Here is a 25,289-nt window from a genome sequence, read left to right as displayed (position 1 = left end):
ATTTACTGCATCGCTGGAACCGAGGGACAGCTTTAGCGCTGTTCCACATCTGGTCAAATCTTGTGGCTCTGGACCGAAAAGTAACTTTTCAACCGGGCTATCAATCCAGACAATCAGAATATGACATTCTTCTTATTAAATGATGTCGCCGGGGGCGATTATGAATATCTATATGGACGGTAAAAATGTAGGCTGGCTTTTATACCTTGCTATGGGTTTTGTCGCTTTGGGCATTGCTTTTTTATTGTCCCATAAAATCACTTCAATGCTAAAAATAAAATCAACGGCTAATGGCGGGCTTATCATATCAGGAATTACATTAATCCTGGCTGGTTTTGTCATGTTCATTGTCGTTAACCGAAGTTCATTATCATTGGATGATATTAAGATGGGAGAGCGCTGGCTTAATGAGTGCCAGCTACTTGAAACTAACATTAACAATGGTCTTTTTGACGAACCGACAAACAAGGTTAATTGCAACGGAGTGATTGAAAACATTCCAAAATACAGTTACGACGATTACACCACCGAATGGTTATTGTACCACCAACGCAATGAAAATCTGAAACATGCAGGACTAACATCAAAACTCAGTTCATAGCTGATTTCATGAAAGTAACTTTCTTATCACCTATTTTAAACGACTCAAGAGGCTGTTTGTGAATAAATTATTAATATTCATGGCGTTATCACTTTCCCTGTGTCTGTCTGGCTGTGATTTGGGAACATCAAAGTCCTCATGGGCTACCGCTAAAGTGGTTAAAACAGAGATGGTGTATGGAAATGTACTATACAGGATTGTTTTCTATACCCTTCCGGATTTTGATGAAGGAAATAGGATTTTTCAGGCGAACCTTTCTCCTCTTGAGGCAGTGAAAGCAGAACATGGGCAAATGAATATCAGGCTGAGAACATATTCAGATGGCAAAATAATGGTGTATGAAAACATTAGAACTTTCAAAGAATAGTTATGACAGAGGCAGTTATATGAGAATGAAAATCATCAGCAACTCATCCAGTCATTCAGCGCATTATATATACACATCATTTATTATAATATTAAGTTTGCTTGTCGCATACTTTCTTGCAAAAGAACTTTCAAAAACAGATGAGCCCGCAACGAAACAAGAGTTAATTGATATCATTGAAGCTACCCCATGCGCTTTAGAACCTATCTCCAGAGCCATAGAGCAAAATCCGATAAGTATCGTCAGAGCAAATTCTATTGCCATCCAATGTCAGAGAAACATATTAAGAAGCGAAGTTATAAATGAGCAAAGAGAAGCATTAAATGAGCAAAAACAAGCATTAAAGTACGTTGAAAAAGATGAGTGGCAATAATATTTACAATCATTTCTTTGTTTTAAATTCACATATCAATAAATGCTTTATAAGCAGGCATAACATGGAAATTAAACAGAACTTCTTGGTAGTAATAGCTTTAATTATTGTTGTTTGTGGTATTTTTATAGTTTCCGGGAAGTATGATGTTAACACTTTCCAGTTTGCATATTCCATTGCCACAAAAGAGAGTCTGGCGAAAATTATAAACAATACGCCTTGTGCATATAACCCCATTAATAAAGCCCTCGAAAACGGGCCGATTGATATCGGGCAGGCCAATGAAATTGCAGATAAATGTAAGAGGGAGGAGCAGTCAGAAGCAGAAAGGAAAGTGCAGCAGGATGCGTTAAGGCAAATCAGCAAACCTAACGATATTGAAGATAAAGACCGAGCTGCGACCAAACAGGAGATTATTGACATCATCAGTTCTTCACCTTGTGCTAATGGACCAATCACTGCTGCCATCGCTGGTATGCCTATTAGCATCAGTTATGCCCGACATCTCGGCAGCACTTGTGAAGAAGTTTCAGCACAACGGCAACGTTTAAAACATGAAAGAGAAGAACAGGTACAGGCTCTTTCCTATTTTTACGAGTAATAACCCCCCTGGTTCTTATTCATTAAGAAAAAGGTGGTCGTTAACCTAAAGGTTTTTTAAAAATAAAAAGGACTGGCATCGTTTCTTTAAGTGTCAGTTATCAAATTTCGGAAAGTTACTTTCTGGGGGGACTATGTCTGAAAAGATTATCAAAAGGGGAGGAGAGCTCATAGAGTTGCACTCTCGCAATAATATTTCAAATAAAGCGGAGCTGCAGAGCAATACACAAAAACCCAAAACGAAAATCACCAAAGCTCAAAGAGCAGCACTCAGAATGAAATTTGCTGCCCGGTGTGCTTATTGCGGGTGTGAGCTGAAGGAAAAGGGCTGGCACGCCGACCATGTAGAGCCAGTACGGAGAGATTTCGATATAGTTCGCGCGCCCCAGGGGAGTCGGGTGACTCACGTTGCACGCAACAATGGACGAGTATTCCATCCCGAGCGGCATGATTTAGAAAATCTTTTCCCAGCATGTTCTCCATGCAACCTGTTTAAAGCGACATTTTCAATCGAGGGATTCAGGAAACAGATAGCCCACCAGCCTGAACGAGCTCAAGCCTACTCTGTCAACTTCCGCACCGCCCAACGATTCGGACTAGTGACGGTCATAGAGAGACCTGTCGTGTTCTGGTTTGAGGTCTATGATGCTTCGGAGCCTCTGGAGCCCCAACTATCCTACTTCATGGAGAACCGGCAGGTCGCTCCGGTCTCCAGATGATTTGATTGATAGTCAATCGCCCTTCCGAACGTTGGTGTTTATTTATCTTTCCAGGTTGCGAGAGAATAAGAGGTATTTTGCAGTTTTAGTATTAATGTTTAATTTCAGGAGGATATTACTACCTTCGGTAAGAATACGTTTCTAACGAATGAAGACATCCTGATAATATCAAAAATCCTGAGCTGCTCGTTGCATTTCATCGGTGATTAAATCATAAGTTACAGTAATATCCGCCCCGCAAGCCTGTTCCAGCTTCAATCTAATCAACTTACCGATATGTTCATCTGTCATCGAGGATTCGATCCTGACGATTCCTCTGCCAGCTCTTAGTTTAGCTCGGTTTTCTTCTACCTCATGAATATCGAAAGTTTCCATTGTCATCTCTCTGTTGTCAGATAAATTGTTTAGAACAATATATCAGTCGTCACCATGCATCTCAACATATCCTTAAAATAACCCGTGGCGCAGGCCAGTATAACCAGATAATATTCTGGCATCATTCCTGTTCATTGTTATATAAACTGTTCAGTTACAGGCATTGCCTGGTCATACTTCTATCTCGAATCGTTAACCATGTGATGTAATTAGTCATGCAAAATGGACTCTACTATGCCCAGTCAAATTCCACTCGCGCCAATACTTCCGACAGATTTATTCAATAAAGAGGGCTTTATTGAATAAATCGAATAGAGAGAACAAAGGGGAGTCCTGTTGACCCTGCACTACGGGTTCTACCAGCGCTTCTCAATAGTGTCTACTATGAGGCTTATGTAAGCAGATCTCGATTCCTCACTGTCGGACTGCCTTGCGTAAGCTTTTTTTATTGCACCTTCAGAGAGAGGATGTTTCATGTTTAGAAGTAACATGATCACCAGAACATCGATAATGCGGGCAGAGGAAAAGTACTCATAGATGTAGTCGAAAGACGTTTGTTTAAAGTCTACTCCAGTTGCTCCAATATCAATCAGGGCAGCGATTATCTCCCTTTCGTCACCATTTCTGACGGTAAGCTTTAACAGGTTTAGTTTACGTTTCTGTGCTTCCTCAATCTTTCGTTGTGACTGTAGATATTCGGCAAGGTTTTTAAACATTATAACGTATCCCGTGAGTACTAATCCCGCAGAGCATACGGAGATTCCCTGAAAGTTGGAAGTCGGCAAACACCTGATTTGACCATTCCCCATAATGGATATACAATAATCGTCAAATGGAGGTGGCTTATGTACAAAAACACCACAGCTGAAAAACTACCAGATACTCATGATAATCTGACGGACTTTCAGCGCAATCTACTGAAAAGAATAAACAATATCGCACTGTCTCTGATGCCTGAGTTTGAGGACAAATCCCAGGCCATGGAAGCGATCACACTGGATGATGGCTCATTGATGCAGTTACTTTACTCTGTGCAAATGCAACAAAAAACGCACGCATCTGAGTATGAAATGCGTAAGGTTCATCGCCGTCGTGAAAATCTGGAAGCTTTTTACAGAAGCCTTCAGGAAATAGGCGGTACCTTTAAAGTCAATGATGTGGCGGACATACTGGGGATTACCCGACAGGCAGTGAACATCCGGGTGAAGAAGAATCAGCTTCTGGCCTTTAAGCAAAACGGTGACTTTATGTTCCCGGTCTTCCAGTTTACTGATGAAGGTCTGAGACCGGGATTTAAAGACATCATGGACGCATTCGATGAGGATACCCATCCGGTGTTGCGGCTGGAGGTTTTCAAAGCTCCGATTGCGGTCAGCGATGAGCAAACCAAAACACCCATCCAGATCCTGACTGATGGCGCAGCTGAAGATGAACTGGCTCTGGCCGTTCGAGCCGCACGACTATTCGGTAGCCATGTTGCCAGCTGAGTTAAAGAAAAGAGGGGCATACCGCGCCCCTCTTTAGTTACTTCGGTTCGGACATAATTTTGAAGTTTAGTAATTCCTCAAACATCTCTTCGCCGGTCATGAACGTACCAGGCCAACCTGCAGGGAAAATTCCTGTATCTGTCTCCCTGTAAGATGCATAGGGCACCATCCCCCCGGGAGTATCAGTGAAAGCAGGCGGCTTACCTGGCATTTCCCAGAAAGCATAACAACGCTTGCAGCGATAGTGTCTTCCTGAATAAGAGATCCCATCAAAATCACTTCCAAAATGCGTATGCAAATACGACATCAGCCATTGTGTGAAGGTATAGTTTTCGTTTTCAACGCTGTCAGGTGGAATGTGAAGCAGCTGGCATAAACCAACAATATCGATCGCTTTCACCGTTCTGTTGACATCTATCGAGCACATATAATGCTGATGTAAGACTTTCTCTGGGTAATTAACAGGACCACCCAAATGAAGTAAACGTCCGTATGCTTCCGCCGCTGCCGTTAATGATGAGTCTGCAGCGTACCACACGGCAATCGAACCACCGGGTGGGTTGTAGCGTCCACACTCTTCAAATAACACTGGCGCACTGAACTGTACTGCACTTGCATAACACTTCTTCTGGTGACGCTTCAAAACAGCCGAAGCCGGATTGATTGTCACTGTCGGAATACGCCCTACCTTTTGTAACGCTACAATTCCCTGCGTCACTTTATCTTCTTCAAAAATCCATTTATCCATAAAACACCTCCTTACAACAGATTAGGCCATAGGCTTTCTCCATTCTCATTTATAAAATGTCCCTGAAGTATCGTCATTCAAGGACGAATAAGACCTGCGGTCTCGCTGATATTATATCCAAAAAAACCATATGTTTCATATAAATATGGTTTATCTTCCAGATGAATTTAGAGTATAAATAGTAGCTTGCATTGTACCTAATTTAAGGTACAATTGATGTTGAAAGGGAAGGCTACCGAGCCGCCCAATAACTGCCTCAGGAGGCGTTCATGTCAACTATCCCTCAATTAGCTGAACTGGGTTTTACCTCAGATGTTATACCTGTGATCAATACACCAGCGCCCAATATGACTCGCGGATTTGAGCGCTTTCATATCAGCTATAACTTTTCATCAGCAGCATACGGTTGCGACACAACAGCTCTGGTTCTGGATGAGCGTGTCTTTTTCGTTCTGGACGGGGACCACGCCAGGGATATGACCGAAGCTGCAAAATCACATGGTATTGATGGATGCGTGAACGTCTTCATAGACCGTATTGAGTCTGCTAATCGTCACAGCGAGCATAAAATGGCGATTGGCCTGACAAGTGATAAGTTCGGACTGATGCCGACCGCACTTGCCGTCATCGGAGAACAGAACATCCTCCGGCTTCTCTCTGCAGTGACAGGAACTGTTCAGGACTTTTCAGCGAACGGCATTAACAAGGATTAACCATTCTAAGTACCAACAGACCCATAACATCTGAGGCTTATATGAAACTTGACGATTTAACAGGTGACGACCGTACTCTGGTTGTAGTCGCTCTCCAGGCTCTTCACCGGGAGCGAGCTAACGCATATCATGCAGCCTGCACCGCCTGCCAGCTCTCAGGCAAGCAACCACCAGCTGAAGCCCTTTTTGGCGTTGATGAATGTATTTCGGCATTACGCAGGATTGGGGCTCTCCCGATGAGATGAAATCAGAGATGAAATCAACCAATGTGAAAGACGATAGTAGGGCATTACTCATCAGTGCTGGTCAGTTGTTGTTTGGTGAGCGCTGGCAAACGGAACTCGCCAGAGCCCTTGGCCTGTCAGACGGCAGGCGCATCCGTCAGTGGCTTTCTGGTGACAGACCAATTCCAGTTGGAATATGGGATGACCTGAGTGGTCTTCTGAATGACCGAAGTTCCGAAATAGCTCTGATTGCTAAACACATTCAAGACAGGACGAATGAGAACGTATAGGTTAATTGAGCTGACAGTAGGGAGGGGGGAAAGTGACGCAACAATTCTCGCCTCCGCGTGAAGTCGTGGAGATGTCCCGGCGGATTTTTGAAAATGTAATCTCCAGTAGCCTCAATACTGCTGATACCACAGGAACCTGTATGTATGGTTCGATTCTGGTTTCCATGCTCCTGGAGAAATATTCAGGTGTCAGGACACGTATCGCCGGTGGAGATGGTGTTGGTGATGGTGGAATTCTAACTGCAGCCGGTATGAAGGGGCATTATTGGGTTGTTGCCAACGTACATGGAATGCTCTTTGTTGTCGATATCACGGCAGATCAGTTTGGCATGGACAAAATCGTATACAAAGGGTTAAAGGATGCTCCAGAGTACATTGAGGGCCACCAAATCACCATTGATGACCATGTTCATGAGACCCTTCATCAGATTATAGAGAGTCAGCGTTCAGAATATAACCAGCCGTGAGCCCTGTAAGAAATGACAAAGAACAGGAGTCCTGGCTCGCCAGAGCTCTTTGTACTGGTTAAAAACCCAGATATCATTCCCCCTGGGTTATATGAGTGATAGACTATCACTCATATAACCTTTGGAGGTAAGAATGTCTGAATTTGAATCCCTTGCAGAAGAGCTGGTAGAAGAAGCACGAAATGAAGAGGCCAAGCAACAGCAACGGGACCTGACACTGATAGGTAAAGTCCTGGAAATTTATGATCAGAAGTTCGTTGCAGAGCTTCTCCGTAAGCTGGGTAATTCAGACTGGACCAGGGAGACCCTGAACCGCTGGATTAATGGTAAATGTGGACCTCGTTCGCTCACAGTAACCGAAGCGTCTCTGCTCGAAAAGATGCTCCCTCAGCCGCCTGCTAACCACCCCGATTATGCATTTCGCTTCATCGATCTCTTCGCCGGTATCGGCGGCATCCGTCATGGATTTGAGGCCATTGGCGGCAAGTGTGTTTTCACCAGTGAATGGAACAGCTATTCAGTCAAGACTTATAAGGCTAACTGGTACTGTGACCCCGACGCACATATCTTCAATTCAGACATCCGGGATGTCACGCTCAGTCATAAAGATGATGTCAGCGAAGAAGCCGCCTACGCCAATATCGACAAATCGATACCCGATCACGATGTCCTGTTAGCTGGGTTTCCATGCCAGCCTTTCAGCCTTGCCGGTGTCAGTAAGAAAAACTCACTTGGCCGTAAACACGGTTTTGAATGTGACACCCAAGGGACCCTATTCTTTGATGTGGCCCGCATCATCATGGCGAAAAAGCCAGCCATCTTTGTCCTGGAAAACGTCAAGAACCTCAAGAGCCACGACAAAGGCAAAACATTCCGCGTCATTATGGATACCCTGGATGAACTCGGTTACGACGTCGCCGACGCTGAAGCAACAGGTGCCGAAGATCCAAAAGTTATAGATGGTAAACATTTCATCCCGCAACACCGGGAGCGTATTGTTCTGGTGGGGTTCAGACGTGACCTGAATTTAAGCCAGGGATTTAGTCTTGGTGACATTTCTTCTCTGTACCCGGAAAAAAAGGTCCTGTTCAGAGAGCTTCTTGATAGTGAAGTAGAAGATAAATATACACTAACGCCAAAGCTGTGGGATTATCTCTATAAGTACGCCAAAAAACACCAAGAGAAAGGCAATGGTTTTGGTTTTGGACTGGTGAAGCCTGAAAATGATGATGCAATTTCTCGCACAATATCAGCGAGATATCACAAGGATGGTTCAGAATCGCTCGTTGATCGTGGTTGGGATAGCGAACTCGGTGAAAAGAACTTTAACGACCCAGAGAACATGACCCGACGTCCTCGTCGTCTAACACCGCGTGAGTGTGCCCGGCTAATGGGATTTGAGCAGCCAGGGAAAGTAACTTTTAGAATCCCCGTATCCGATACTCAGGCTTACCGCCAGTTCGGAAATTCCGTCATCGTGCCGGTATTCGATGCAGTAGCGAAATTGCTGGAGTCACGGATCATCGAGGCTGTGAAGGCGCGGAAATAGAAGGTATTGAAAGAGCCCCAAGGGGCTCTTCAAATATCTATGCTGGTATCATCCCATTGCGCATACGACTCTCGCCAGATGTGGGGGGATGTCACCAATAGAGTTTTTTAAGTTCATCTATAAACGCAGATAGTGACATTAGCTCACCCCTGATTTCCTCGGGAAAGGCCTTATGCAACCCTACCGGTACAACGAGCCGTATCCCCTCAGACTGCATTTCCCTGAACTGTGCCACAGATACGCCCTGCTGTAAGGTGAACAGGTGTACTGTATCAATTCTGTCAGCCTCATTCAGTACCTGCCGCCAGCGGTCCTTACAGGTGGTTTTAACCCCCAACATGCGTAACTGTTCAGCAGGGTAATAAGGATCGCGATAGGCAGCACCGGAAGGAAAGATGAAATCGGGTTTTTTCTTACCTTCCGTGATAGCCTGAGTTTCAAAGCTCATTACACCGTGTTCTTTGAAAAGAGATTCAAGATGGAGCTCAAGACTTTTCCCGGCACGAGACTTCCTCCGGTTACTCACTGAGTTAGCAAGCGTAATAAAATCATTCACCGTGGCAAAGCCTTCGGCTATCTGACCCAGCACGTGCAGTTCCTCAACGGCTAGAAAAATTTCAAACTCAATTTTCCGCCGCCACGTCAGTTGAGTGTCCGGATCGTCAGATTTTTTATCGTAATGACATGCGGCAAAACCAATAATTTCCCTTCCTGAAGGAAAGTGATGGGCCCATTCCGGCGGCAGCTCATACCTGGTCCTGGCTGGGGAGTGCTCGGTAACGAATCCCCCAATTATTTTGTCTCCAGGACCAAATATTGTTCCTCCCGGGATAACTTCTCCAATAATAGGTTCAAGAACCTCCTCCTCGGTCAGGTCTTTGCAGACCCAGACATCGCAATAACTGGAAGATGTGCCGGGGATATGGTCGAACGCGAGAAGGGCCAGAGCTCCTGTATTCTCCGGATTCTGGAGCGGATTTTGTCTACCAAAGCCCGTCAGCCGTTTTTCATCCCGGGTGCCACCGAAAAACTTATTGTTATAGTAAATGGCCCTTACATCATTAAGGTCAGGGCAATCAGGATGAGATGACATGTGCACTGAAAAAAGTGCTTCTGGATTTCTTAACTGAGTATCACGGAGTGAAGGGAACAGCTCATCAATGACTGCCCCTGGCATGTAAAGACCAGACTGGTGGGATCTTGTCGCGCCGGTATCGTTCGCGGATAGACGCTTCACGTATACCCAGACATTAGCAGAGCATTTTTCTTGCAACCACTCAGCCAGAATACTCATCCAAACTACTCCATCATAAACATTCACTGTTTATGAAAGATGTTACGGATCCTGAGGTTAGAAGCAAGGCTAAAAGAATCGGAGTGGGCTGGAGTGAGGGGATGATTAACAGTGAATTGCTTATACGTTCAAAAGGTTATGCTCATAAAAATACACTAATACTAAACCTTAATAATTTATAAAATCGTTAGTTACCCGGACTGTATATCAACACTACCTTCACATCATGTTCCTCAACGTACGCTACATCATTAAAAAAATCAGTCAGAAAAAAATGGCGATGTGTATTTCATATAATTTCTCACTGTTTATGAGATGAAGGACTCCTCCAGCATTTAAATATAGCATACGAACAAATCAGGGGATTGACGAAGCAACTTAAAATGTAAGAATAGAGATGCGCGATATTCATCATCAATGACAGACTCACATGAAATAGCATTAAAATCGTTCATGCACGTCTGAAACAGGCATGATCAATATTATTTTTCACAATCAAAACCGGGATTATATTGACTAAACATTTATATGTGGAAAAATAGACTAATCCCGTATCACTCTAAAAGGTAACATATGAAAATCCGAGATAAGATTGCTGCTGAATTGAATTACCAGGCATCTGTAGAAGGAGAGACGGGTAATATAAAAATGTGTCGTATTATTCTGGAGTCTGTGAACAATGCTGTTGTTTTCAATACAATGACAAAGGTAGAGAAGGCACCTGACTCTGACGCAAAAACCACCAATGAGCAGTATTTCCACTATGTTCAACCATGGGTTATCCCGTTCATTGAAAAAATGCATACAGCCAAAGACGAATGACGACAGCATCCCTGGAAAGGAAGAACCTATGGCATTACTGATTTCAGCAGATGATAGTATTCGAAAGCTATCCCCTCAGGACCTTGACGGTAGCCGTGATAATGAAGGTGTATTCTCGCTCGCCGATATGCAACAAATGGTAGGCGGTTACATTCAGGCAGTGAGACTTAATCCTGTTATCGTACATGAAGATACGCGTTACACCTGGTTAATTATCAATGAAGAAGGGAAGCTTCTATCTTTGCCAATTAACAACAATGCGACCCTTATGGCAGTCACTGCTATCAGGCATGATGATTACATCGTCGGTGATGCATTGATGCTTGAAGAACACGAATTTCAGTAACTTTTTGTGATACACTATTCTCGTTATTATTCAATGTTCGTTAGTTAAATTTGCCTGTCGATGACAGGCTTTTTTTTGAAATAAAAAGCCCGGAACCAGGCTTTAAGTGGAGTACCATCAGACAGAAGAAAGTTACTTTTTGGATTTTTCGCTACCAGGATGGAGTGCTAAGGCATCAGGCTTAACATCAACCATTGCCATTAAACATTCTTTATGCCCGTATGTGCTACCGCCTGATTTGTCGATATACACAACTCCATTTTCTCTCATTCTCTCCCTTCCATAGCGGGCCGCATACGACTCTGGCATATTTTTCGAGCAAATCTCACAGGGCCCCAGATAGTCACTACCCCTGGCCGTTGCCCTAATGACTTTTACCAGTCGACCCGTTGGTACGTTAGAAATCATTTGATTAAACCTCAAGCATTATCCAAAGGGCGATTAAACATTACCCTTAAGAAAATTGAAAAGAAAAAAAACTAACACACTAGCACCCAACATATAGATCGTGATGATAAATATTCTGGCTGAAATGGTTGGGGTCATTCTTGCGTTAAATGCACTGATGAATAGTGCGATTGCCGCAATGATTTTTATAATATACTCAGGGATAACATTGTTTTCACCTAAAATCTCGTATACCTGTGAGCTTAACAGGCAAAAAGAAAGAATAACAAGCGGACTCAACCATTTAAGGTTGCGAATTAAATACCAATCCTCTTTGCTGTTTTTCATACTCATTCATACCCTCTAAATTTAATTATCGACCAGATTCTAATTTCACATTACTTTTTTAGCTTTGACAGTAACTTTTTGAACGGGGTGTACTCATACACGATCAATGCAGTCAATAAAATCAAACTCACAGAAAGAATAAAAAGGTGAATGCAATTTATATAAAATTCGAGCTTTATGCTCAATTTTTTCAAGTTTTCAAGTTCCTTAAACTCATTTCCGACATCATACATGTCCTGATGACCTGCTAATTTTGCCGAACGAAAGAGAGCGTCTTTTTCAATGGCGGTTTGAGTTTCCAGGGCTTCATTTATCTCACTCTTTTTTAACATTAATTTATTGAGTTCCGCACCAGCGCTCGAAATATCCGTCTCTTTGTTTTTTCTTTCAAGAATTACAATTAAATTCTTAATGTTAGAATTAAGTTCTTCAATGTCACTTTGTTTAACTGTTTTCAATAACATCGTAGACGTTTTATTTGACAGTTCATCCAAATCTGGATGACCTGCGTACTCCTCTGAAATCTTCGCTGAGGCAGTGTCTCGCTCATTAATCAGCTCGCTAATGTGTTTCAACGGTCGAGAATCATTAGATGAAAATGTATCTATGGGTGGCTCATCAATACTGCGAGCAACGCTACCAGAACTCATGAATATCGTCAGCAGAAGGGCGGGCAGTAGGGCACGGGGAACATTTGAAAATTTTGAGGGTTTCATAATAGCTTCCTGAATTTTTGAGATGTGAGTAGTTTCACGATCGTAAAGGAAAATTCTGTCGATTTCCGGTCTTTGCTGACCATAAAAAGGATTTAGAACTTTTTATTTTCTTTAGTTAGCCTAAGCATCCCCCCCCTTTAACAGATAGGGGGGGGTAGAGGCTATCAGCATCCCATCATCCGTTCCATTTTTTCCATTTGAGCTAAGTCCGCCAACTCACGACGTTCGCGGCGTTCTACGACAAGAGCTCTTTTTTCCCCAAAAGTCAGAGCACTGATAATGGGGACCTTAATTTTCCCACTGCCTTTACAGGTGGTGCAGGCAACATCATATGTACCGTTTACTATCCTGTGCCGTTCCTCTGGCTCCATTTCGTAAAGCTCAGCGCTGGTAAAACCATCCGAAAACGCTGGGTTGTCAATGGTACCGTGGCCTTCACAGTGATGACAAATTGCCCAATAAAACTTACCCATGCATGGCTCCCTTTATCAGCTGTTACACCATTCATCGTAAGTTTTTAGTGGCTTTCCGGTAGTGACGTCAATACCTTTTCCATTATCTGCACAAGCAAGGTAAATTTGGTATTCACTGTCGTTATCACCACGAGAACGAGTCTGCCAGTTTTCATTTTGTTCAAGTTTCATGACACACCTCACTTTAATTTATTAGTGTTATCCTACTCTATTTGACTCGTCCATCAACCCCCTAATTACTAAACAAGAAATATTTTAATGCTATTGTTTAGCAACTTTAAATCGTGTTTAACAACAAGCGTGCGTTAAAGAACATTACCAGCGACAATAGAAATAAAATAATACTTAATGCCACTTCTTTTAAGGCTTCATTTACAACTATCTTTCTGAATCCTGAGGAGAAGGGGGCGGAAGGATTCAAACATCTCAATGCTGGGATTAAATTCATAATGGCGAAAATTAAGAGAGTAAGTCCAGCCGATACGAACAGTGTAATCACACTGTATGATACATGCTCATGCTTATAGAACATATTGTATGCTATCAAGGTTATACCTATGAGTACAAGGAATAAACCTGTGATGTTAACAATAATGAATATGGCGTCCTTTCTGTTATATAGGGAAGAAATCATCACTCTACCAATCATCAACAATACAATGATGTCAAGAATTACATTTAATGAAAATATAGCGATATAATAAAAATCACTCATATCCTTTCCTTTTCCCTACAAACAAAAAATGTTGCTTGTGATGTAATGTTAAATATATTAAAAATCATTGATTTGAAGTCATATCATAATACTGTCCATAGGTTAATTTTATAAAATCAGGGGGAATAGACACTTCATTTTTGAATCCATCAACTCTATTCGGAATGCAAAATACCAGAGCATCATTTCTTTCAAAGAGCATACCGCATTTCGTTGTCAGCATAGCCGTTGCATGCTTGCGGAAGGAGGATGGACCGCCTTGTGCTGTTCGCATCACGCCATAGTGGTTGATAATGTAAGATTCCCAACAAGGATACGAACCGAGCCTTTCATTTGCTGATTTAATAACCGAATCCAGTTTTTTATTGTAGTCGCGACCTTCCTTTGTGTTGCCTTTGCCGCGTACAACTATCACCGGTTTATTATTGAATATAGATCGCTCTTTAATCGTTATGGGGCACGGAAAGGTACACTCAGCATCCCAGGCAAAGGCACGCAATTTATCCCCTTTATCTCCCAATCCGTATGAATTAATGAATGCAATTGCCCCGACTGACCTGCAGGCTTCATCAATAACCATGGAACGTTGCTCTCCGACAGTTTCATAGGACTGAATTAACTCCTTAACCTTTGGTCCTTCAACAAGGTAATAATCATAATACTTAGCCTGGTCCGACATCGTGGTCCCTCTCGTGTTATGGATGGTTACTGCAATCAAAGAAAGTTACTTTTTTGCGGCAGTAAGCCCAAGAACTTCTTTCATCTGTTTCTGTGTCCATATCGTTTTGGTAATGGTCAGATCTACATCACCGCGATAGGCTGTACCATCTGGCAAAATCACCAGGCTAATTATTTTTTTCCTGGTTTAGAAACTTCAAACCGATCTCCACTTCTCTTTACGGTATAACCCTTTAACAGAGCCTCCTGAACGATTTTTTCTTTTCCTTTCTTAGCCATAACCCCCTCCCGGCTTTTATAGCATAGCAATCAGGGTAAATTATCAAATATCAAGGACAACATCGCCACAGGGACGACAGCAGCATGGCAGAATTTCATCCGCACCTACGTAAGCCAGGGGGAAGCAGTTGTAAGTGACTTTTCCTGATTTTTTCTTGAGCCTGCATGCACCACAAAAACCTGAACGGCATTGTGATTCAACAGGAACCCCCGCCGACTCTAGTTGCTCCAGGATAGAGTTTGCACTATTTTCAGAGGTTATAAGCATTTTGCTTTTCTCAGCAAAGATAGTCTGACAATTGATATAACCTGACATAAGCCGCCCCCTTTTATCTTTATCATATTATATCATTTTACCAGGCTACCATAACCCCCTAATTATGCGATGAGTGAAAATTAACCCGGAAAAGTTTTATCATCAGAAATATTCAGAAATTATCACATCAGAGCCAGCCACATTGGAAAACCACAATCATAAATGGCGGGTGTTTATGAAAAATAATTTTAAATTTTCACGCTCAAACTAAAAATGACCCCTTGATGCAGCGTTTTAATATGCAATCATGTATTCAACAAAGGAGAAAATATGATCCATTCATTTGAAGAAAAGAACCTTGAGAAGTTATTTAAGAGCGGGAAATCGCAGTCAGGTCTTCCAACGGATATTACCAACAGTCTGAAAAGGGCGCTTGAGGAGCTGCATAATGCGGCAAGCGAAGCTGACCTGATCCGTCTTAAAAGTCGTAACTATGAAAAAATTCACCATACACGTTTACGAGAACGTGAAAGGGCGGGAGATATGTCATCTATCCGTGTCTCTTCAAAATATCGTCTGCTGTTCACCTGGGCCGATGGTGGCGCAAACCGGGTGAAACTTACCGCTCATGCCCATGCGTAAGGATTCGTTTATGCAGCATTGCACAGCACGTCCTAATGACGAAGTCCGGGCTATCGATCTGTTTACATCCTTAGGTCGGGAAGGGGTGCAGTTTCGCCTGGACAGCCTCGCTATATTGGCAGCATCTCGCTGGGAGCAGGCGTTACCTTTGCCTCCTGATTACACAGGAACACCGATTGATTTTCTGTCGGATGCGGAACGCGAGGAAAGGCATATCCTTTTAACCGGTCAGATGCTTTGCATCGATGAGATAGCTGAAGCACGTGAACGTATAAAGCAGCGTATAGCCAGTCGTAAAAAGCTATGCGGTACACGGAATGCTGACTCACATATTGAAAGCGTTTGAATGGGACTACCATGTTAGAGAAAATTTATTATCTGGCCCTTTTTCTGATTGCGGTTTGCATTATCTGTGGTTTCGTTTTTGCATGGCGCAGACGTAGCCCTATGGCCCTGACGTTGACTATCAGCGCTCTTGTGATCTGTATTGCTTTTCATACGCTGGAGAACTCTGTTGCGACAGGTAAGGATGAGTTATTGCCAGGTGCCAGGGACTTTACACAGTGCGAGCTGGTTGACCAGCAATCAGCTGAAATCAGCGGTTTTGGCTATCCGGTCGTTGTTCTGATTTGTGATGACGGCCAACAGATTTTAGATGCAGGGATATACACGCAGCAGCTGAAGCAAAAACAGGATTGCGCCCCGGGCAGTGAGGTAACAAGCTGTCATTAACTGCCAGAAAAGTTACTTTCCCAAATAATTCTTATCCGCTGCAGTATTTCCTGTTTTCCAGCGAGAAAGTATCCGTTAGTATCTGTTAACATCATTGAATCAAACACAGAGAGAACAAAAAAAATTAACCGCCATAGAGGTATAAATGACTTCCGACGACAATCAGAATAATGCAAGCGGCAAAGGTGTGGATGATTCTGTTAAATCAGGCCAGAGCCAACAAAACACAATTAGCATTCTTAAACCAGGATCAAATAACGACCTGATTGACCAACTTCGTGGTGGGCCTCTGGACAAAACATCCGTTGACTATGAATACCACTCACCGGATCCTACTGAAACTGCCCAACGTCTTGCTTTAATTAGTTATTTGATTGCCGGGGAAGAAAAAAATGGTGCCTTTTAAACCTGTTAATTTGCTTCAAATTATGTCATCTCACAAGATGGAGACAGATGATGTTGCACTAATCGCCGGTACCGATTCTGTTGTAGTGGAGTCCTGGTTCAAGGATGGGGTCGCCAGTGAGACAGCCCTGCACAACATCGCATGTGCAGTCGGAGTATCGACGGAATGGATTCGGGGCTTTGTCTCCGGTGAGGATGAAACACTTAAGGCAAACAGTGAAGGCCTGACGAAAGAGTTGCAGAATCTTCCCCCTGAAGAAATCTCCGTTCTGGCAAAAAGCTTCAGTTTGCGTTTGAAAGATATCAGTGAACTCGATAACAAGCAGCAGGGGCAGGCTCTTTCAACGGTCAATAATAATGCGGTTTTCAATAGTGATACCGAAGAACTCCTTGCGGTATATCGGTTATTGCCAGAAACAGAAAGACGAAATCTATATCGTGTGGTTTGTTTGAGACACAAAGAACTAGCACGGCTTTACGAAAAATATATTAATAATAAACAACTTATTTAATAATGCTACATGGCTACAGAACTGGACATTAGCAATAGCCGGTGTCCGGTTTTTATCCGCACGCGCTAGTTTTAAATGAAACTAACAATCAGTCATAAACACTGGGCAAAAACAAATTATTTCCATTTCAATCTCATTTCACCCCTGGTCATAGCATTTATTTCTGGCATAATAGCTTTATAGTGAATAACACAGCTTGCCCTGAATTGTTACTCTCTTACTAAATTATCAAGGATAAACTAATGATATCTAAAAACGAGGCATTAGATTTTTTAATGATGCCAAGCCAGGGTGCAACCTTTAGCGTTTTTGTTGGTGCTATTAGTTTATTATCAATCCATACACAAGGGTAAAACATGACGAACAAAGATGTCAGCAAAGCGATTTCAGTCAAAGACAAAGAAGCTCTTCATTTAGAAGTTGTAGATGGAAAACTAGCTGTAAAAAGAATATGCGAAGATTTTGTTATCGTAAATTTGAATGATATCCCTTCGAACCGTGAAGAACTCATTCATTTCAATAATAAATATTTAGCTCCAAACGGACTCGGTATTGATGCAGAGTCACTTTCTGATGTAAAAGTCGAGCAACTTATTGAAACAATAAAAGAAACATTCACTAAGGAGAATGGGGTTGCCACTATGACTGACTATACTGGCCCTCTTAATTAACCCAACACTAGCTATCAGTGAGGCGATATGTCGACAGAAAACAGTGCAAAGATCACTTTTACTTTTAACGGTAATGCTCCTCAACACTGGATAACTACATTAAATAGTCAAAGGAAAGGTACCTGGATTGATCCGCAATCCAGCGGCAGCAAAGTACTGCTGGACATCCTCACTAGCAGCGGCATTGATGCGGACAGCGTTCGCGGTGATGATGTTCTGGTGTTTTCAGTTCCCTCTCAGCGTGAGATTTTGTCTGAACTTCTTGGTATCTATGCCGTTTCTGATGCCAGAGTGTTGCTTATCGCCGCTACGCCATTCTGTCCGAACCTTTCTCGTGTTGTGGTAACAACCCACCAGCTTCTTTCGGACGGCAGCTCTGTTTCCAGCGAACAAAAGGCATTACGCAACCTGTTTTTTATGACACAAAACGGCATCTGTATTCAGAGTGATTTATCTTTGAATCTTGACCCGGCCAAACTACCTGGTTCCCGTTTCTTTGCCTGTGAAGATGATATGGAACAAGCAGGAATTCAGCGTTGGGGAGAAAATGGTGGTGATGCCTGGCGTGCAATGGCAACGATTATGCATGGAAAGAAAATTCTCATCAACGGGGCCGGACAAATGCTGGAACTAGGGAATACCCCGGAAGAGCGGATTAACGCCGTCAATAATTAAATTCATTTATAGGTTGTACCTATGGAAACAACATTTTTAGGAAACAACGAGTTTATCAAACATGGAGGCCAGTTATTCCTAAAAACTGAGGAAAGCTGTTTCGCTTTTTATAATATAGAATGGGCGAAAAAAATCTTATCCAGTGATAATGTTAAGTTTCAAAATGGAAGGATGTCCCATGACGTCGCCCATGATGTTCTTGAGGAAGCTCAGGATAACTTATTATGTTTTTTGTGTGCAACATTACCTAAAATGTCCACCAGCTAAAACTAACTGTTTGCGTGAAATGACGCTATCGAGCCCCCCCCTAACACAGGGGTTCTCGTAGCCATAACAAGAATTCCATCTAACACTGCAATCAAAGGGAAATGGTTTTTGGGGATTCGAAAGTTATACATCCATAAACAGTGGATGTTTATAAATCATATAATTTTTTATCGGATTATTTTTTAATCTAATGAAAATCACCCCTGGCACTCAATTATAAATATGAGATAATGATTTTACGAATTCAACAGGGGTATGTTATGTCTCGTCTGAACCTGGATTTAATTGAAACTATTTACTCTGATGCTGACCGTGAACTCACCAATGATGAGTTGTATCGGGAGGTACAGTCTCGCCTTTCAATTTCAGATAATGATTTCAATTCAAAAGAAAAATTCGGTTTGGCCGGTGTTCCTCATAACAAAATTAAACACCGTATCCGTTGGTTCCAACAGACACTAAAAGCCATGAACGTCATCGAACGTTTAAGCTCCGGCCGCTCTCTATGGCGTCACTGCAGGAAAAAAAATTCCGGACTTTCCGAAGCGCGGGAAGGGACACGTATAGTGGCATTCAGTACAGATCTCGGGGTAGCGATTTTAGGCAACTCTACAATGGTGTTGCCTGGCAATACCGAACCGGTCCATCTCTGCCTGACATCTCCACCGTATCCACTCAGAAAGCAGCGGGATTATGCCGCAGCCTTCAAAAACGACAGTGACTATATTGATTTCATCGTGGAAGCCATTAGACCAATCGCCCGCCAGCTGGTTAACGGTGGTTCTGTCGTGCTGAATATCGGTCAGGATATTTTTAATCCGGGTCAGCCTTCACGTTCCCTCTACCCGGAGCGCCTGCTACTGGCCTTGTGCGAAAAACTTGACCTCTACCTGATGGACCGGGTGCCGTGGGTGAATATGAGCAAACCACCCTCACCGACATATTGGGCCTGCCGTAAGAAAGTTCAGCTGCTGGCCGGTCATGAAATTATTTTCTGGCTGACCAATAATCCTGATGCTGTCCGTTCCTGTAACCAGCGCGTTTTGCAGCCCCATACAGAGAGCCACAGCGCGTTGGTTGCCAGAGGCGGAGAGAACCGTACGACCATCTACGGTGACGGAGCCCATGTCGTGAAACCAGGTGCCTTTTCTCAATCCACTGACGGGGCTATTCCCAAAAATGTGATAATCCGAGGCCATGCGTGTGCTGACACTCGCCGCTTTCACAAGGAAGCTAAACGGTTAGGGCTTCCTGGACATGGGGCGATGTTCCCTACGGCCATCCCCGACTTCTTCATACGGTTTCTGACGGAAGAAAACGAGCTGGTGGTTGATCCTTTCGCTGGCTCTCTAAAAACAGGCCTTGCCGCCGAACGGCTCAACCGCAGATGGATGTGTTTTGATAGTATTCTGGAATGGTTACGAATTTCAGCCACCGGCTTTTTTTCTGACTTCCCGGGATTTGAGATGAACCCGATTATTGATAACGGCGAGTTGTTCGCGTAAGCGGGCGTTAGAACATTTTTCATTCTGCACATCGTGGAGTGAACGATCACAGGAGATGGCAATATGCCTGACATTATCCCGCACCAACAGCAGCCGGAACAATTTCATAAATTCTACTCCCTCAAGGGGGGGCAATACTGGCGTGCCAAAAACGCGATTCCTGAACAACGTATAGAGCAGGATGAGGTTTTGCTGATTGAGTCGCTTCGCTGGGTCGATAATGCACTCCATACCGTGATCCTCCGCACCCATCCGTCAAAATTCGACAAAAACTTTGTTTTCAAATTCACCGATGCTGCTGGCCGTAGCTACAGCACGACGAAATCGTTTAAAGAACACCGCTTTCTGTTCGACGATTTTCTGGACAAATTTGAGTTTGCCGATGACGGGCAGGAAATCCGTGGTCAGGAACTGCTGGCCGCTCAAAACCGGGTTAGCCAGCTGACACAGCAAATGACCGACACCATGTCCGATCCTGATGCTCTGCGTACGGAACTTCTTGGCAGGATTGAAGCGAAAAAAGCCAGTTCATCAGCTCCTGGGGATGAGAAAAAACAACTGCCTATGGTTCCGGGCCTGTCGTCATCTACGGAGTTAGCATCTCTCGGTTCCGCTCTTTCTTCCGGAATAGATGAAACAAAAATAGTACAGCTCAAGCAGGCAGTTGAGTTCAGACATGAAATCGCGCAGGCCCAAATCGACTGGATCAAAGAAAAGAACTCTGTGATTTCGAAAGCCGTCATGGCTATTACACCCTATCTGGAAGAGTCGGCCGCCGCACAGTTGGCTATTGCTGAAGATAGTCGTGAAACGCTGAATAAGCTGATGGACGGTATCAAGTCCCTTGACCTTTACATCGGTAAAGATGTGGTGGTTAACACGATCAGAGAGGGCGATTCAGCACCGGCACACATTCCCTTAACGTTCGTACAGCGTAAGCTGGCCGTCGACGAGGAAACCGCTGTTTTTCTCGATATCGGTGAATGGTTTGATTTTGAAAAGCTGCCACTTTTTTTCCAGGCATTAAAGAACCATCCGGGGCTGGTGGAGCAGATCTTCCCGTCACAGCGCTGCGTGGTCTGTATGACCACGACCCGGCGCTATATTGATTATCAGGACCGCTGGGCGAACTGGGAGCTTAATGCCAAAAACCAGACCGTTTTCCTGATGGTTCGGGACGGCGAACGGCTGTTCCAGGTCTACTCCGGTGTTGAATCTCACCTCGGCGCTCATACGCTTTTCCCGACCACCGATGAGCAGGGAAATATCTTTCGTGGCGTTGACGGTTCGCAGGTGACGTTCAATGACGTGTCCTACACGGACAAACTCAAAGCCCATGAGATGGTTGCTCTGCATTATTACCGGTTTCTTATCCTGTGCTGCGGGCTCGACCACCGGCTTAAGCTCTTTGGCGAGTTCTACGACCCTCAGGACCGCTTAAGTTTCGTCTCTATGGCGTTCCAGGAGACGTATTGTCGATTCATTTACGATCATGATGGTACTGGTCTTCTGGACGATCCTGATGCGAAAGTGCGCCCCTCTATTGAGGAGTATATAACCCAGGCCAATAGCCATTTGCGCTCAGGTTCAAGGGTGTTCTGCGAGTGGAGAGCTGTTTGTACACCAAATACCGCGCCAGGTGTTGTGAAAGTCGATACTGGTACCAGTTACCGATCCTATTATTTTACCGCCGATTTCATCGATGATGAGGGAATGGCAGTGGCCTTTACCCGCAACAATGAGATTTGCGTGGAGGTTCCGGTCAAAAAAGATATCTACCGTCGCACCCGGGCTAATGATGTACGTGAATTTAATGCGAAAGTATCCCTCACGAATTTTCAGCGTGATCCGTGGGATGACGCCAGCAGCGTGGGATTCCTCTGTCTGGACGCGGTAAAAGCCGATGATCTGGATTATTACATCAACAGCCGCTCCAGCCGTAGGGATTTTATGTACTACATAAAGCTCTTCAAACGCCTTTCAGCTGTCCTGAGAGCGGAAGAAGAGCAGGAGATGCCATATCGACAAAAGCTCCTCAGAGCGCTGGTTGATGGCAACATAGGCACTAAAGCTAACCGTGCTGAAATCGTCGACAAGACAGTTATCACCTGGCGGGCTGACAAAAAAGGTCAGCCGCTTAGTGAAGGAATTGACAACGAGAAAAGCTGGAAGGCATTACTTGGCATGATGGACCTGATCGCCTGGCGCGGTTTGAGCCATAAAGAGGCCGCAGTGGAGATGGCCATCTCCCGGGGTAGCAAACCGTTACGTCTGATAGTCATGACAAATGCCAGACTGGCTCTGTACGTAACCCCTACAGACGAGGAACGTGATGATCGCGTGGAAAAACATAAGTGGGCCATGCTGCTGACCTTCAAAATGTCAGCAAAAGGGCTGACTCTGGATTCCAGCAAGCCTGCTTTGCTAAGCAAAAATAGTGTCTGCGAAACAACCCTCTATGAATGGCCGGAGGCCAATGAGTGGAAAGGGCTGAAATCAGTGTTCTCCAGCTTCCACGAAAAACAAAGAGCTTTTGAATACATTGAGACAGGTAAAGAGGACCTGCGAAAACTGTCTCCGGCTAACCCTGCTGAATTTGAGGCTGGGGTACGTGAATGGATGACGGCCTACTGCGAAATGAATGATTACCGCAAAACCGGGGGCCAGGTGCAGCATCCGAGATTGATGATACCGGTAGGCATCTACATTGACCGGGGAGACTGGCAATATATCTACGTCACTACAGAGAGTGAGGCCGCAGGGTATTTTTATCACAACGCCAGCGAATCCCTGAAAAAGGAACTTTTTCAGGAGTATGTATCACGCTTTGCTCATCAGGAAGGAAAACTCGAAAGGCTTGAAACTCGGGGGAACCGGCTGGCATTGGGCATGGCTAACAAAACTCCCGACATCGGGATGTTCAGTGCAGATCGCAATGTTGAAATGGATAGCGTGAAATATGGTTCTCTGTCTTACAGTGCTTACAGCCAGCTTCAGATGATAGAAAACCGTTTATATTTTGTCATTGAGGAAGCTGAACGTGGGGTACATCGTCGGATTTATATTGCCGATAACCTAAAAGACGATAAGGATGAGTTTATCATAGACAAACTCCTTGGTTCTTCACATCTACAGGAGTCGTCTGGCGTTGATGTATTCGAAGTTATGCTGCCTAAGTCGCTGTCAGAAGGGCCACTGCCGGTATTGAAATCAAGTGGTGAAATCTACCGTATTCACCACTGGTTCGACATTTGTCCAAAAGGGACTGACTCGAATGTATCATTGAGCAATATTGATGCCCCTGTAAATACTGTTACCAGACACAGTTTTGATAGCAGGGAGGCGGCAATTATGCATATCCTGAGGCAGGATAATACAGTTAGGAAAAACACCTCTGGTGACATATTTAATACGCCAGAAGGTATTAACGAAAGATGGTATTAGGAGGGGCTAATGTTTAGCATGTTCTTTGTTTTAACCAGTATTGTTGTGTGGATTATGCCGGTGATGACCATCGCCGGAGCAATTTTCCGTAAGGACCTGTTAAACCGGAATGAATGGACATTTCTCGTATTCTTTAGCGTTATTGCTGCATCGTACGTGTCATATTCCAGCTGGCAGGACAGAAATATGGGCCTGGTACCAATAGGGAAAGAATATTTATCTTGCCAGTTAAAATCGCGTAATGAACCTGACCTCACAAGTTTCAGGACCGTGACACTTGATTGTGGCGGAGAAGAAAAAATGGCTAAAGAGGAATTTTATGATGCGGCCGTAAAAGCCGCCACAAAATACGGTTATGAGTAAATCGTCAAGATTCACTTTCCTCCATTTTACCCCTCAGCAATTTCAATTTCGTTCAATCCACCAGCACAGGCCCACGGTCCCGGTAAACCCGGTACCGGGACCTGTGCCGTGAGACCACTTTAGACGGGTCACATCACTTCAAAGGGAAGCTGTCGCCGTCTCAGTCACCCGGTCTCAAAATTTTTACAGGCGTTCAGCCTGCAAAAACTTTGAGCTGCGGCTTCCTTCTCCGCCCTTTTTCGTTCTGTTTTCCCCGTCTGCGTTTGTCTCACGGCACAGGTCAAGCCGCATACTATCCTCAACTGCTGGAGAACTCGCTATGAACGTTTTTAACAATCTGTTTAATCGTCACTGCCAAAACACTCTGCTGGCGCACGGCTGGCCCGCCGATCTGGAGCTGGACTATTCATTACGTTATTGCCAGGGAGATGGTGTGGCATTTTACGGCGTGCTGCATGACAAAGAAATTTTGACTTTGCTGTCTGGTCTGCTGAGAGATAACCACATCACCGAAAAGCTGGCAGAAGAGGTTGCCGAAGTAATAAAAGACAGCGACACAACACTCACCCTTGAGCGCAACAGTTTTGGCTACCGGTATTCTCATGCTAATACCATCCGGGCAGAGTTAGAGAATTACCCAGACGACATTGGATATGAAGAGCGCTTTAATGACATGCTGGAGAGTGTCCGTGGGAGCATTGAGCAGATTTGTAGCACACTGGAAGGTGACGGATATAAAATTCATGAAAGCATAACGCCTTCGTATGAAGGAGACCTGGTTATGTCACGTTCCACCGCCAATTTTGAAATCATTGTGACAGAAAGCGAAGAGGAATACTGGGACACATCTGATACCTGGGATGATGAATGCAAAGATTTATGCATCGCAGATATTCTGAGTGGCAAATGTGAACTGAAAAACCTAGAAATCCAGGTCAGAGGTAGACACACAGGCAAGGTCTATGGGCAACATTATGCCGAACTGGTATTTATTAATAAAAACAGCCCGGTGCGAAGCTGGTTTGACAGGGAATGGTTAAGAACAGCGCTTGATGATGCACGTGGCAATATTGAAGAAAACCGTAGTGAACTGAAAAACATAAGGTCATAATTTATATTTAAGGAGGTGCGACTATATATGATGTCGCACCTTTTTAAAATATTGGCAAACACATAAATGCCTGTCACATTCAGAAAGGAAAATCATTGTAGCACTATTCTGAAATTCATAAGGAATTACAGCGTT

General features: G+C 44.0%; 35 protein-coding genes. 24 read left to right on the top strand and 11 right to left on the bottom strand.

Annotated elements, in window-relative coordinates; genetic code table 11:
- Positions 1 to 160: 160 nt before the first annotated feature.
- From L2I46_RS22235 to L2I46_RS22215, 5 genes are all read left to right on the top strand, one after another.
- The gene (locus tag L2I46_RS22235) at positions 161 to 601 is read left to right on the top strand and encodes a hypothetical protein (RefSeq protein ID WP_017901043.1); all 441 of its coding nucleotides are present in this window, start codon (positions 161 to 163) and stop codon (positions 599 to 601) included.
- 58 nt (positions 602 to 659) lie between these two features.
- Entirely contained in the window at positions 660 to 968 is a 309-nt protein-coding gene (locus L2I46_RS22230) for a hypothetical protein (protein ID WP_062878101.1), read from the top strand.
- Positions 940 to 1,341: a hypothetical protein gene (locus L2I46_RS22225; protein ID WP_024266211.1), complete on the top strand. Its 402-nt coding sequence runs from the start codon at positions 940 to 942 to the stop codon at positions 1,339 to 1,341. The genes L2I46_RS22230 and L2I46_RS22225 overlap by 29 nt, the downstream gene beginning before the upstream one ends.
- A gap of 64 nt (positions 1,342 to 1,405) precedes the next feature.
- A complete protein-coding gene (locus L2I46_RS22220) occupies positions 1,406 to 1,942 on the top strand; it encodes a hypothetical protein (RefSeq protein ID WP_017901041.1) in 537 nt (178 codons plus the stop codon).
- A gap of 133 nt (positions 1,943 to 2,075) precedes the next feature.
- Complete coding sequence (locus tag L2I46_RS22215) at positions 2,076 to 2,660, top strand: HNH endonuclease (protein WP_017901040.1); 585 nt, start codon at positions 2,076 to 2,078, stop codon at positions 2,658 to 2,660.
- Positions 2,661 to 2,828: 168 nt separating this feature from the next.
- Here the strand turns inward: L2I46_RS22215 and L2I46_RS22210 are convergent, their stop codons facing one another.
- Positions 2,829 to 3,035: a hypothetical protein gene (locus tag L2I46_RS22210; RefSeq protein ID WP_017901039.1), complete on the bottom strand. Its 207-nt coding sequence runs from the start codon at positions 3,033 to 3,035 to the stop codon at positions 2,829 to 2,831.
- A 356-nt stretch (positions 3,036 to 3,391) separates the two neighbouring features.
- A complete protein-coding gene (locus L2I46_RS22205; protein WP_017901038.1) occupies positions 3,392 to 3,751 on the bottom strand; it encodes a hypothetical protein in 360 nt (119 codons plus the stop codon).
- A 129-nt stretch (positions 3,752 to 3,880) separates the two neighbouring features.
- Here L2I46_RS22205 and L2I46_RS22200 point away from each other — a divergent pair, with 129 nt between their 5' ends.
- Positions 3,881 to 4,522, top strand: a complete 642-nt coding sequence (locus tag L2I46_RS22200) for a hypothetical protein (RefSeq protein ID WP_014839959.1) — start codon at positions 3,881 to 3,883, stop codon at positions 4,520 to 4,522.
- Positions 4,523 to 4,559: 37 nt separating this feature from the next.
- Here the strand turns inward: L2I46_RS22200 and L2I46_RS22195 are convergent, their stop codons facing one another.
- Positions 4,560 to 5,270, bottom strand: coding sequence for an RES family NAD+ phosphorylase (locus L2I46_RS22195; RefSeq protein ID WP_017901037.1), 711 nt, complete (start codon positions 5,268 to 5,270; stop codon positions 4,560 to 4,562).
- A gap of 269 nt (positions 5,271 to 5,539) precedes the next feature.
- Between L2I46_RS22195 and L2I46_RS22190 the strand changes: the two genes are divergently transcribed.
- From L2I46_RS22190 to L2I46_RS22175, 4 genes are all read left to right on the top strand, one after another.
- The gene (locus L2I46_RS22190; protein WP_017901036.1) at positions 5,540 to 5,983 is read left to right on the top strand and encodes a hypothetical protein; all 444 of its coding nucleotides are present in this window, start codon (positions 5,540 to 5,542) and stop codon (positions 5,981 to 5,983) included.
- A 199-nt stretch (positions 5,984 to 6,182) separates the two neighbouring features.
- Positions 6,183 to 6,497, top strand: a complete 315-nt coding sequence (locus L2I46_RS22185) for a hypothetical protein (RefSeq protein ID WP_017901035.1) — start codon at positions 6,183 to 6,185, stop codon at positions 6,495 to 6,497.
- Positions 6,498 to 6,529: 32 nt separating this feature from the next.
- Positions 6,530 to 6,964, top strand: a complete 435-nt coding sequence (locus L2I46_RS22180) for a hypothetical protein (RefSeq protein WP_024266216.1) — start codon at positions 6,530 to 6,532, stop codon at positions 6,962 to 6,964.
- A 133-nt stretch (positions 6,965 to 7,097) separates the two neighbouring features.
- A complete protein-coding gene (locus tag L2I46_RS22175; protein WP_017901033.1) occupies positions 7,098 to 8,513 on the top strand; it encodes a DNA cytosine methyltransferase in 1,416 nt (471 codons plus the stop codon).
- A 91-nt stretch (positions 8,514 to 8,604) separates the two neighbouring features.
- Here L2I46_RS22175 and L2I46_RS22170 read toward each other — a convergent pair whose 3' ends face one another.
- The gene (locus L2I46_RS22170; protein WP_017901032.1) at positions 8,605 to 9,807 is read right to left on the bottom strand and encodes a type II restriction endonuclease; all 1,203 of its coding nucleotides are present in this window, start codon (positions 9,805 to 9,807) and stop codon (positions 8,605 to 8,607) included.
- A gap of 573 nt (positions 9,808 to 10,380) precedes the next feature.
- Between L2I46_RS22170 and L2I46_RS22165 the strand changes: the two genes are divergently transcribed.
- Together L2I46_RS22165 and L2I46_RS22160 are read left to right on the top strand one after the other, a co-directional pair.
- Positions 10,381 to 10,629 (top strand): hypothetical protein, encoded by a 249-nt coding sequence (locus tag L2I46_RS22165; protein ID WP_017901031.1) that lies wholly within the window; start codon positions 10,381 to 10,383, stop codon positions 10,627 to 10,629.
- Between the two features lie 28 nt (positions 10,630 to 10,657).
- A complete protein-coding gene (locus tag L2I46_RS22160) occupies positions 10,658 to 10,975 on the top strand; it encodes a DUF3846 domain-containing protein (protein WP_017901030.1) in 318 nt (105 codons plus the stop codon).
- Positions 10,976 to 11,416: 441 nt separating this feature from the next.
- Here L2I46_RS22160 and L2I46_RS22155 read toward each other — a convergent pair whose 3' ends face one another.
- The 7 genes from L2I46_RS22155 to yfaE form a co-directional block, all read right to left on the bottom strand.
- On the bottom strand, positions 11,417 to 11,716 hold the full coding sequence (locus L2I46_RS22155; protein WP_017901029.1) for a hypothetical protein: 300 nt from the start codon (positions 11,714 to 11,716) through the stop codon (positions 11,417 to 11,419).
- Positions 11,717 to 11,760: 44 nt separating this feature from the next.
- Entirely contained in the window at positions 11,761 to 12,426 is a 666-nt protein-coding gene (locus L2I46_RS22150; protein WP_017901028.1) for a hypothetical protein, read from the bottom strand.
- 164 nt (positions 12,427 to 12,590) lie between these two features.
- On the bottom strand, positions 12,591 to 12,899 hold the full coding sequence (locus L2I46_RS22145) for a hypothetical protein (protein ID WP_017901027.1): 309 nt from the start codon (positions 12,897 to 12,899) through the stop codon (positions 12,591 to 12,593).
- A 15-nt stretch (positions 12,900 to 12,914) separates the two neighbouring features.
- On the bottom strand, positions 12,915 to 13,070 hold the full coding sequence (locus tag L2I46_RS22140; protein WP_024266223.1) for a hypothetical protein: 156 nt from the start codon (positions 13,068 to 13,070) through the stop codon (positions 12,915 to 12,917).
- A gap of 106 nt (positions 13,071 to 13,176) precedes the next feature.
- Positions 13,177 to 13,614: a hypothetical protein gene (locus L2I46_RS22135; protein ID WP_017901026.1), complete on the bottom strand. Its 438-nt coding sequence runs from the start codon at positions 13,612 to 13,614 to the stop codon at positions 13,177 to 13,179.
- A gap of 64 nt (positions 13,615 to 13,678) precedes the next feature.
- Complete coding sequence (locus tag L2I46_RS22130) at positions 13,679 to 14,293, bottom strand: hypothetical protein (protein WP_014839960.1); 615 nt, start codon at positions 14,291 to 14,293, stop codon at positions 13,679 to 13,681.
- Positions 14,294 to 14,614: 321 nt separating this feature from the next.
- Positions 14,615 to 14,887 carry a class I ribonucleotide reductase maintenance protein YfaE gene (gene yfaE / locus L2I46_RS22125; protein WP_017901024.1) on the bottom strand — a complete coding sequence of 91 codons (273 nt, stop codon included), beginning with the start codon at positions 14,885 to 14,887 and terminating at the stop codon, positions 14,615 to 14,617.
- 270 nt (positions 14,888 to 15,157) lie between these two features.
- On the opposite strand from yfaE, the gene L2I46_RS22120 reads away from it, so the two are divergent.
- The 12 genes from L2I46_RS22120 to L2I46_RS22065 all read left to right on the top strand — a co-directional run bounded on the left by L2I46_RS22120 (position 15,158) and on the right by L2I46_RS22065 (position 25,154).
- Positions 15,158 to 15,469, top strand: a complete 312-nt coding sequence (locus L2I46_RS22120; RefSeq protein WP_014839961.1) for a type II toxin-antitoxin system RelE/ParE family toxin — start codon at positions 15,158 to 15,160, stop codon at positions 15,467 to 15,469.
- Positions 15,470 to 15,479: 10 nt separating this feature from the next.
- Complete coding sequence (locus L2I46_RS22115; protein ID WP_017901023.1) at positions 15,480 to 15,815, top strand: hypothetical protein; 336 nt, start codon at positions 15,480 to 15,482, stop codon at positions 15,813 to 15,815.
- 11 nt (positions 15,816 to 15,826) lie between these two features.
- A complete protein-coding gene (locus tag L2I46_RS22110) occupies positions 15,827 to 16,201 on the top strand; it encodes a hypothetical protein (protein ID WP_017901022.1) in 375 nt (124 codons plus the stop codon).
- Positions 16,202 to 16,346: 145 nt separating this feature from the next.
- A complete protein-coding gene (locus L2I46_RS22105) occupies positions 16,347 to 16,607 on the top strand; it encodes a hypothetical protein (protein WP_024266227.1) in 261 nt (86 codons plus the stop codon).
- On the top strand, positions 16,594 to 17,118 hold the full coding sequence (locus L2I46_RS22100) for a hypothetical protein (RefSeq protein WP_017901021.1): 525 nt from the start codon (positions 16,594 to 16,596) through the stop codon (positions 17,116 to 17,118). The genes L2I46_RS22105 and L2I46_RS22100 overlap by 14 nt, the downstream gene beginning before the upstream one ends.
- Before the next feature lie 356 nt (positions 17,119 to 17,474).
- Positions 17,475 to 17,789 (top strand): hypothetical protein, encoded by a 315-nt coding sequence (locus L2I46_RS22095; protein ID WP_017901020.1) that lies wholly within the window; start codon positions 17,475 to 17,477, stop codon positions 17,787 to 17,789.
- A gap of 27 nt (positions 17,790 to 17,816) precedes the next feature.
- The gene (locus tag L2I46_RS22090; RefSeq protein WP_014839962.1) at positions 17,817 to 18,464 is read left to right on the top strand and encodes a hypothetical protein; all 648 of its coding nucleotides are present in this window, start codon (positions 17,817 to 17,819) and stop codon (positions 18,462 to 18,464) included.
- A 21-nt stretch (positions 18,465 to 18,485) separates the two neighbouring features.
- Entirely contained in the window at positions 18,486 to 18,731 is a 246-nt protein-coding gene (locus L2I46_RS22085; RefSeq protein ID WP_024266234.1) for a hypothetical protein, read from the top strand.
- Positions 18,732 to 18,991: 260 nt separating this feature from the next.
- The gene (locus L2I46_RS22080) at positions 18,992 to 20,236 is read left to right on the top strand and encodes a site-specific DNA-methyltransferase (RefSeq protein ID WP_017901019.1); all 1,245 of its coding nucleotides are present in this window, start codon (positions 18,992 to 18,994) and stop codon (positions 20,234 to 20,236) included.
- Positions 20,237 to 20,299: 63 nt separating this feature from the next.
- A complete protein-coding gene (locus L2I46_RS22075) occupies positions 20,300 to 23,680 on the top strand; it encodes a hypothetical protein (protein ID WP_014839963.1) in 3,381 nt (1,126 codons plus the stop codon).
- Between the two features lie 9 nt (positions 23,681 to 23,689).
- Positions 23,690 to 24,043 carry a hypothetical protein gene (locus tag L2I46_RS22070; RefSeq protein ID WP_017901018.1) on the top strand — a complete coding sequence of 118 codons (354 nt, stop codon included), beginning with the start codon at positions 23,690 to 23,692 and terminating at the stop codon, positions 24,041 to 24,043.
- 319 nt (positions 24,044 to 24,362) lie between these two features.
- Complete coding sequence (locus L2I46_RS22065) at positions 24,363 to 25,154, top strand: hypothetical protein (RefSeq protein ID WP_014839964.1); 792 nt, start codon at positions 24,363 to 24,365, stop codon at positions 25,152 to 25,154.
- Positions 25,155 to 25,289 lie beyond the last annotated feature (135 nt).

Source organism: Klebsiella sp. 2019SCSN059, assembly GCF_021739525.1.
GTDB classification, from domain to species: domain Bacteria; phylum Pseudomonadota; class Gammaproteobacteria; order Enterobacterales; family Enterobacteriaceae; genus Klebsiella; species Klebsiella quasipneumoniae.
The sequence above is the reverse complement of the archived record's forward strand: the minus strand, read 5'-3'. Positions and strand labels throughout refer to the sequence as shown.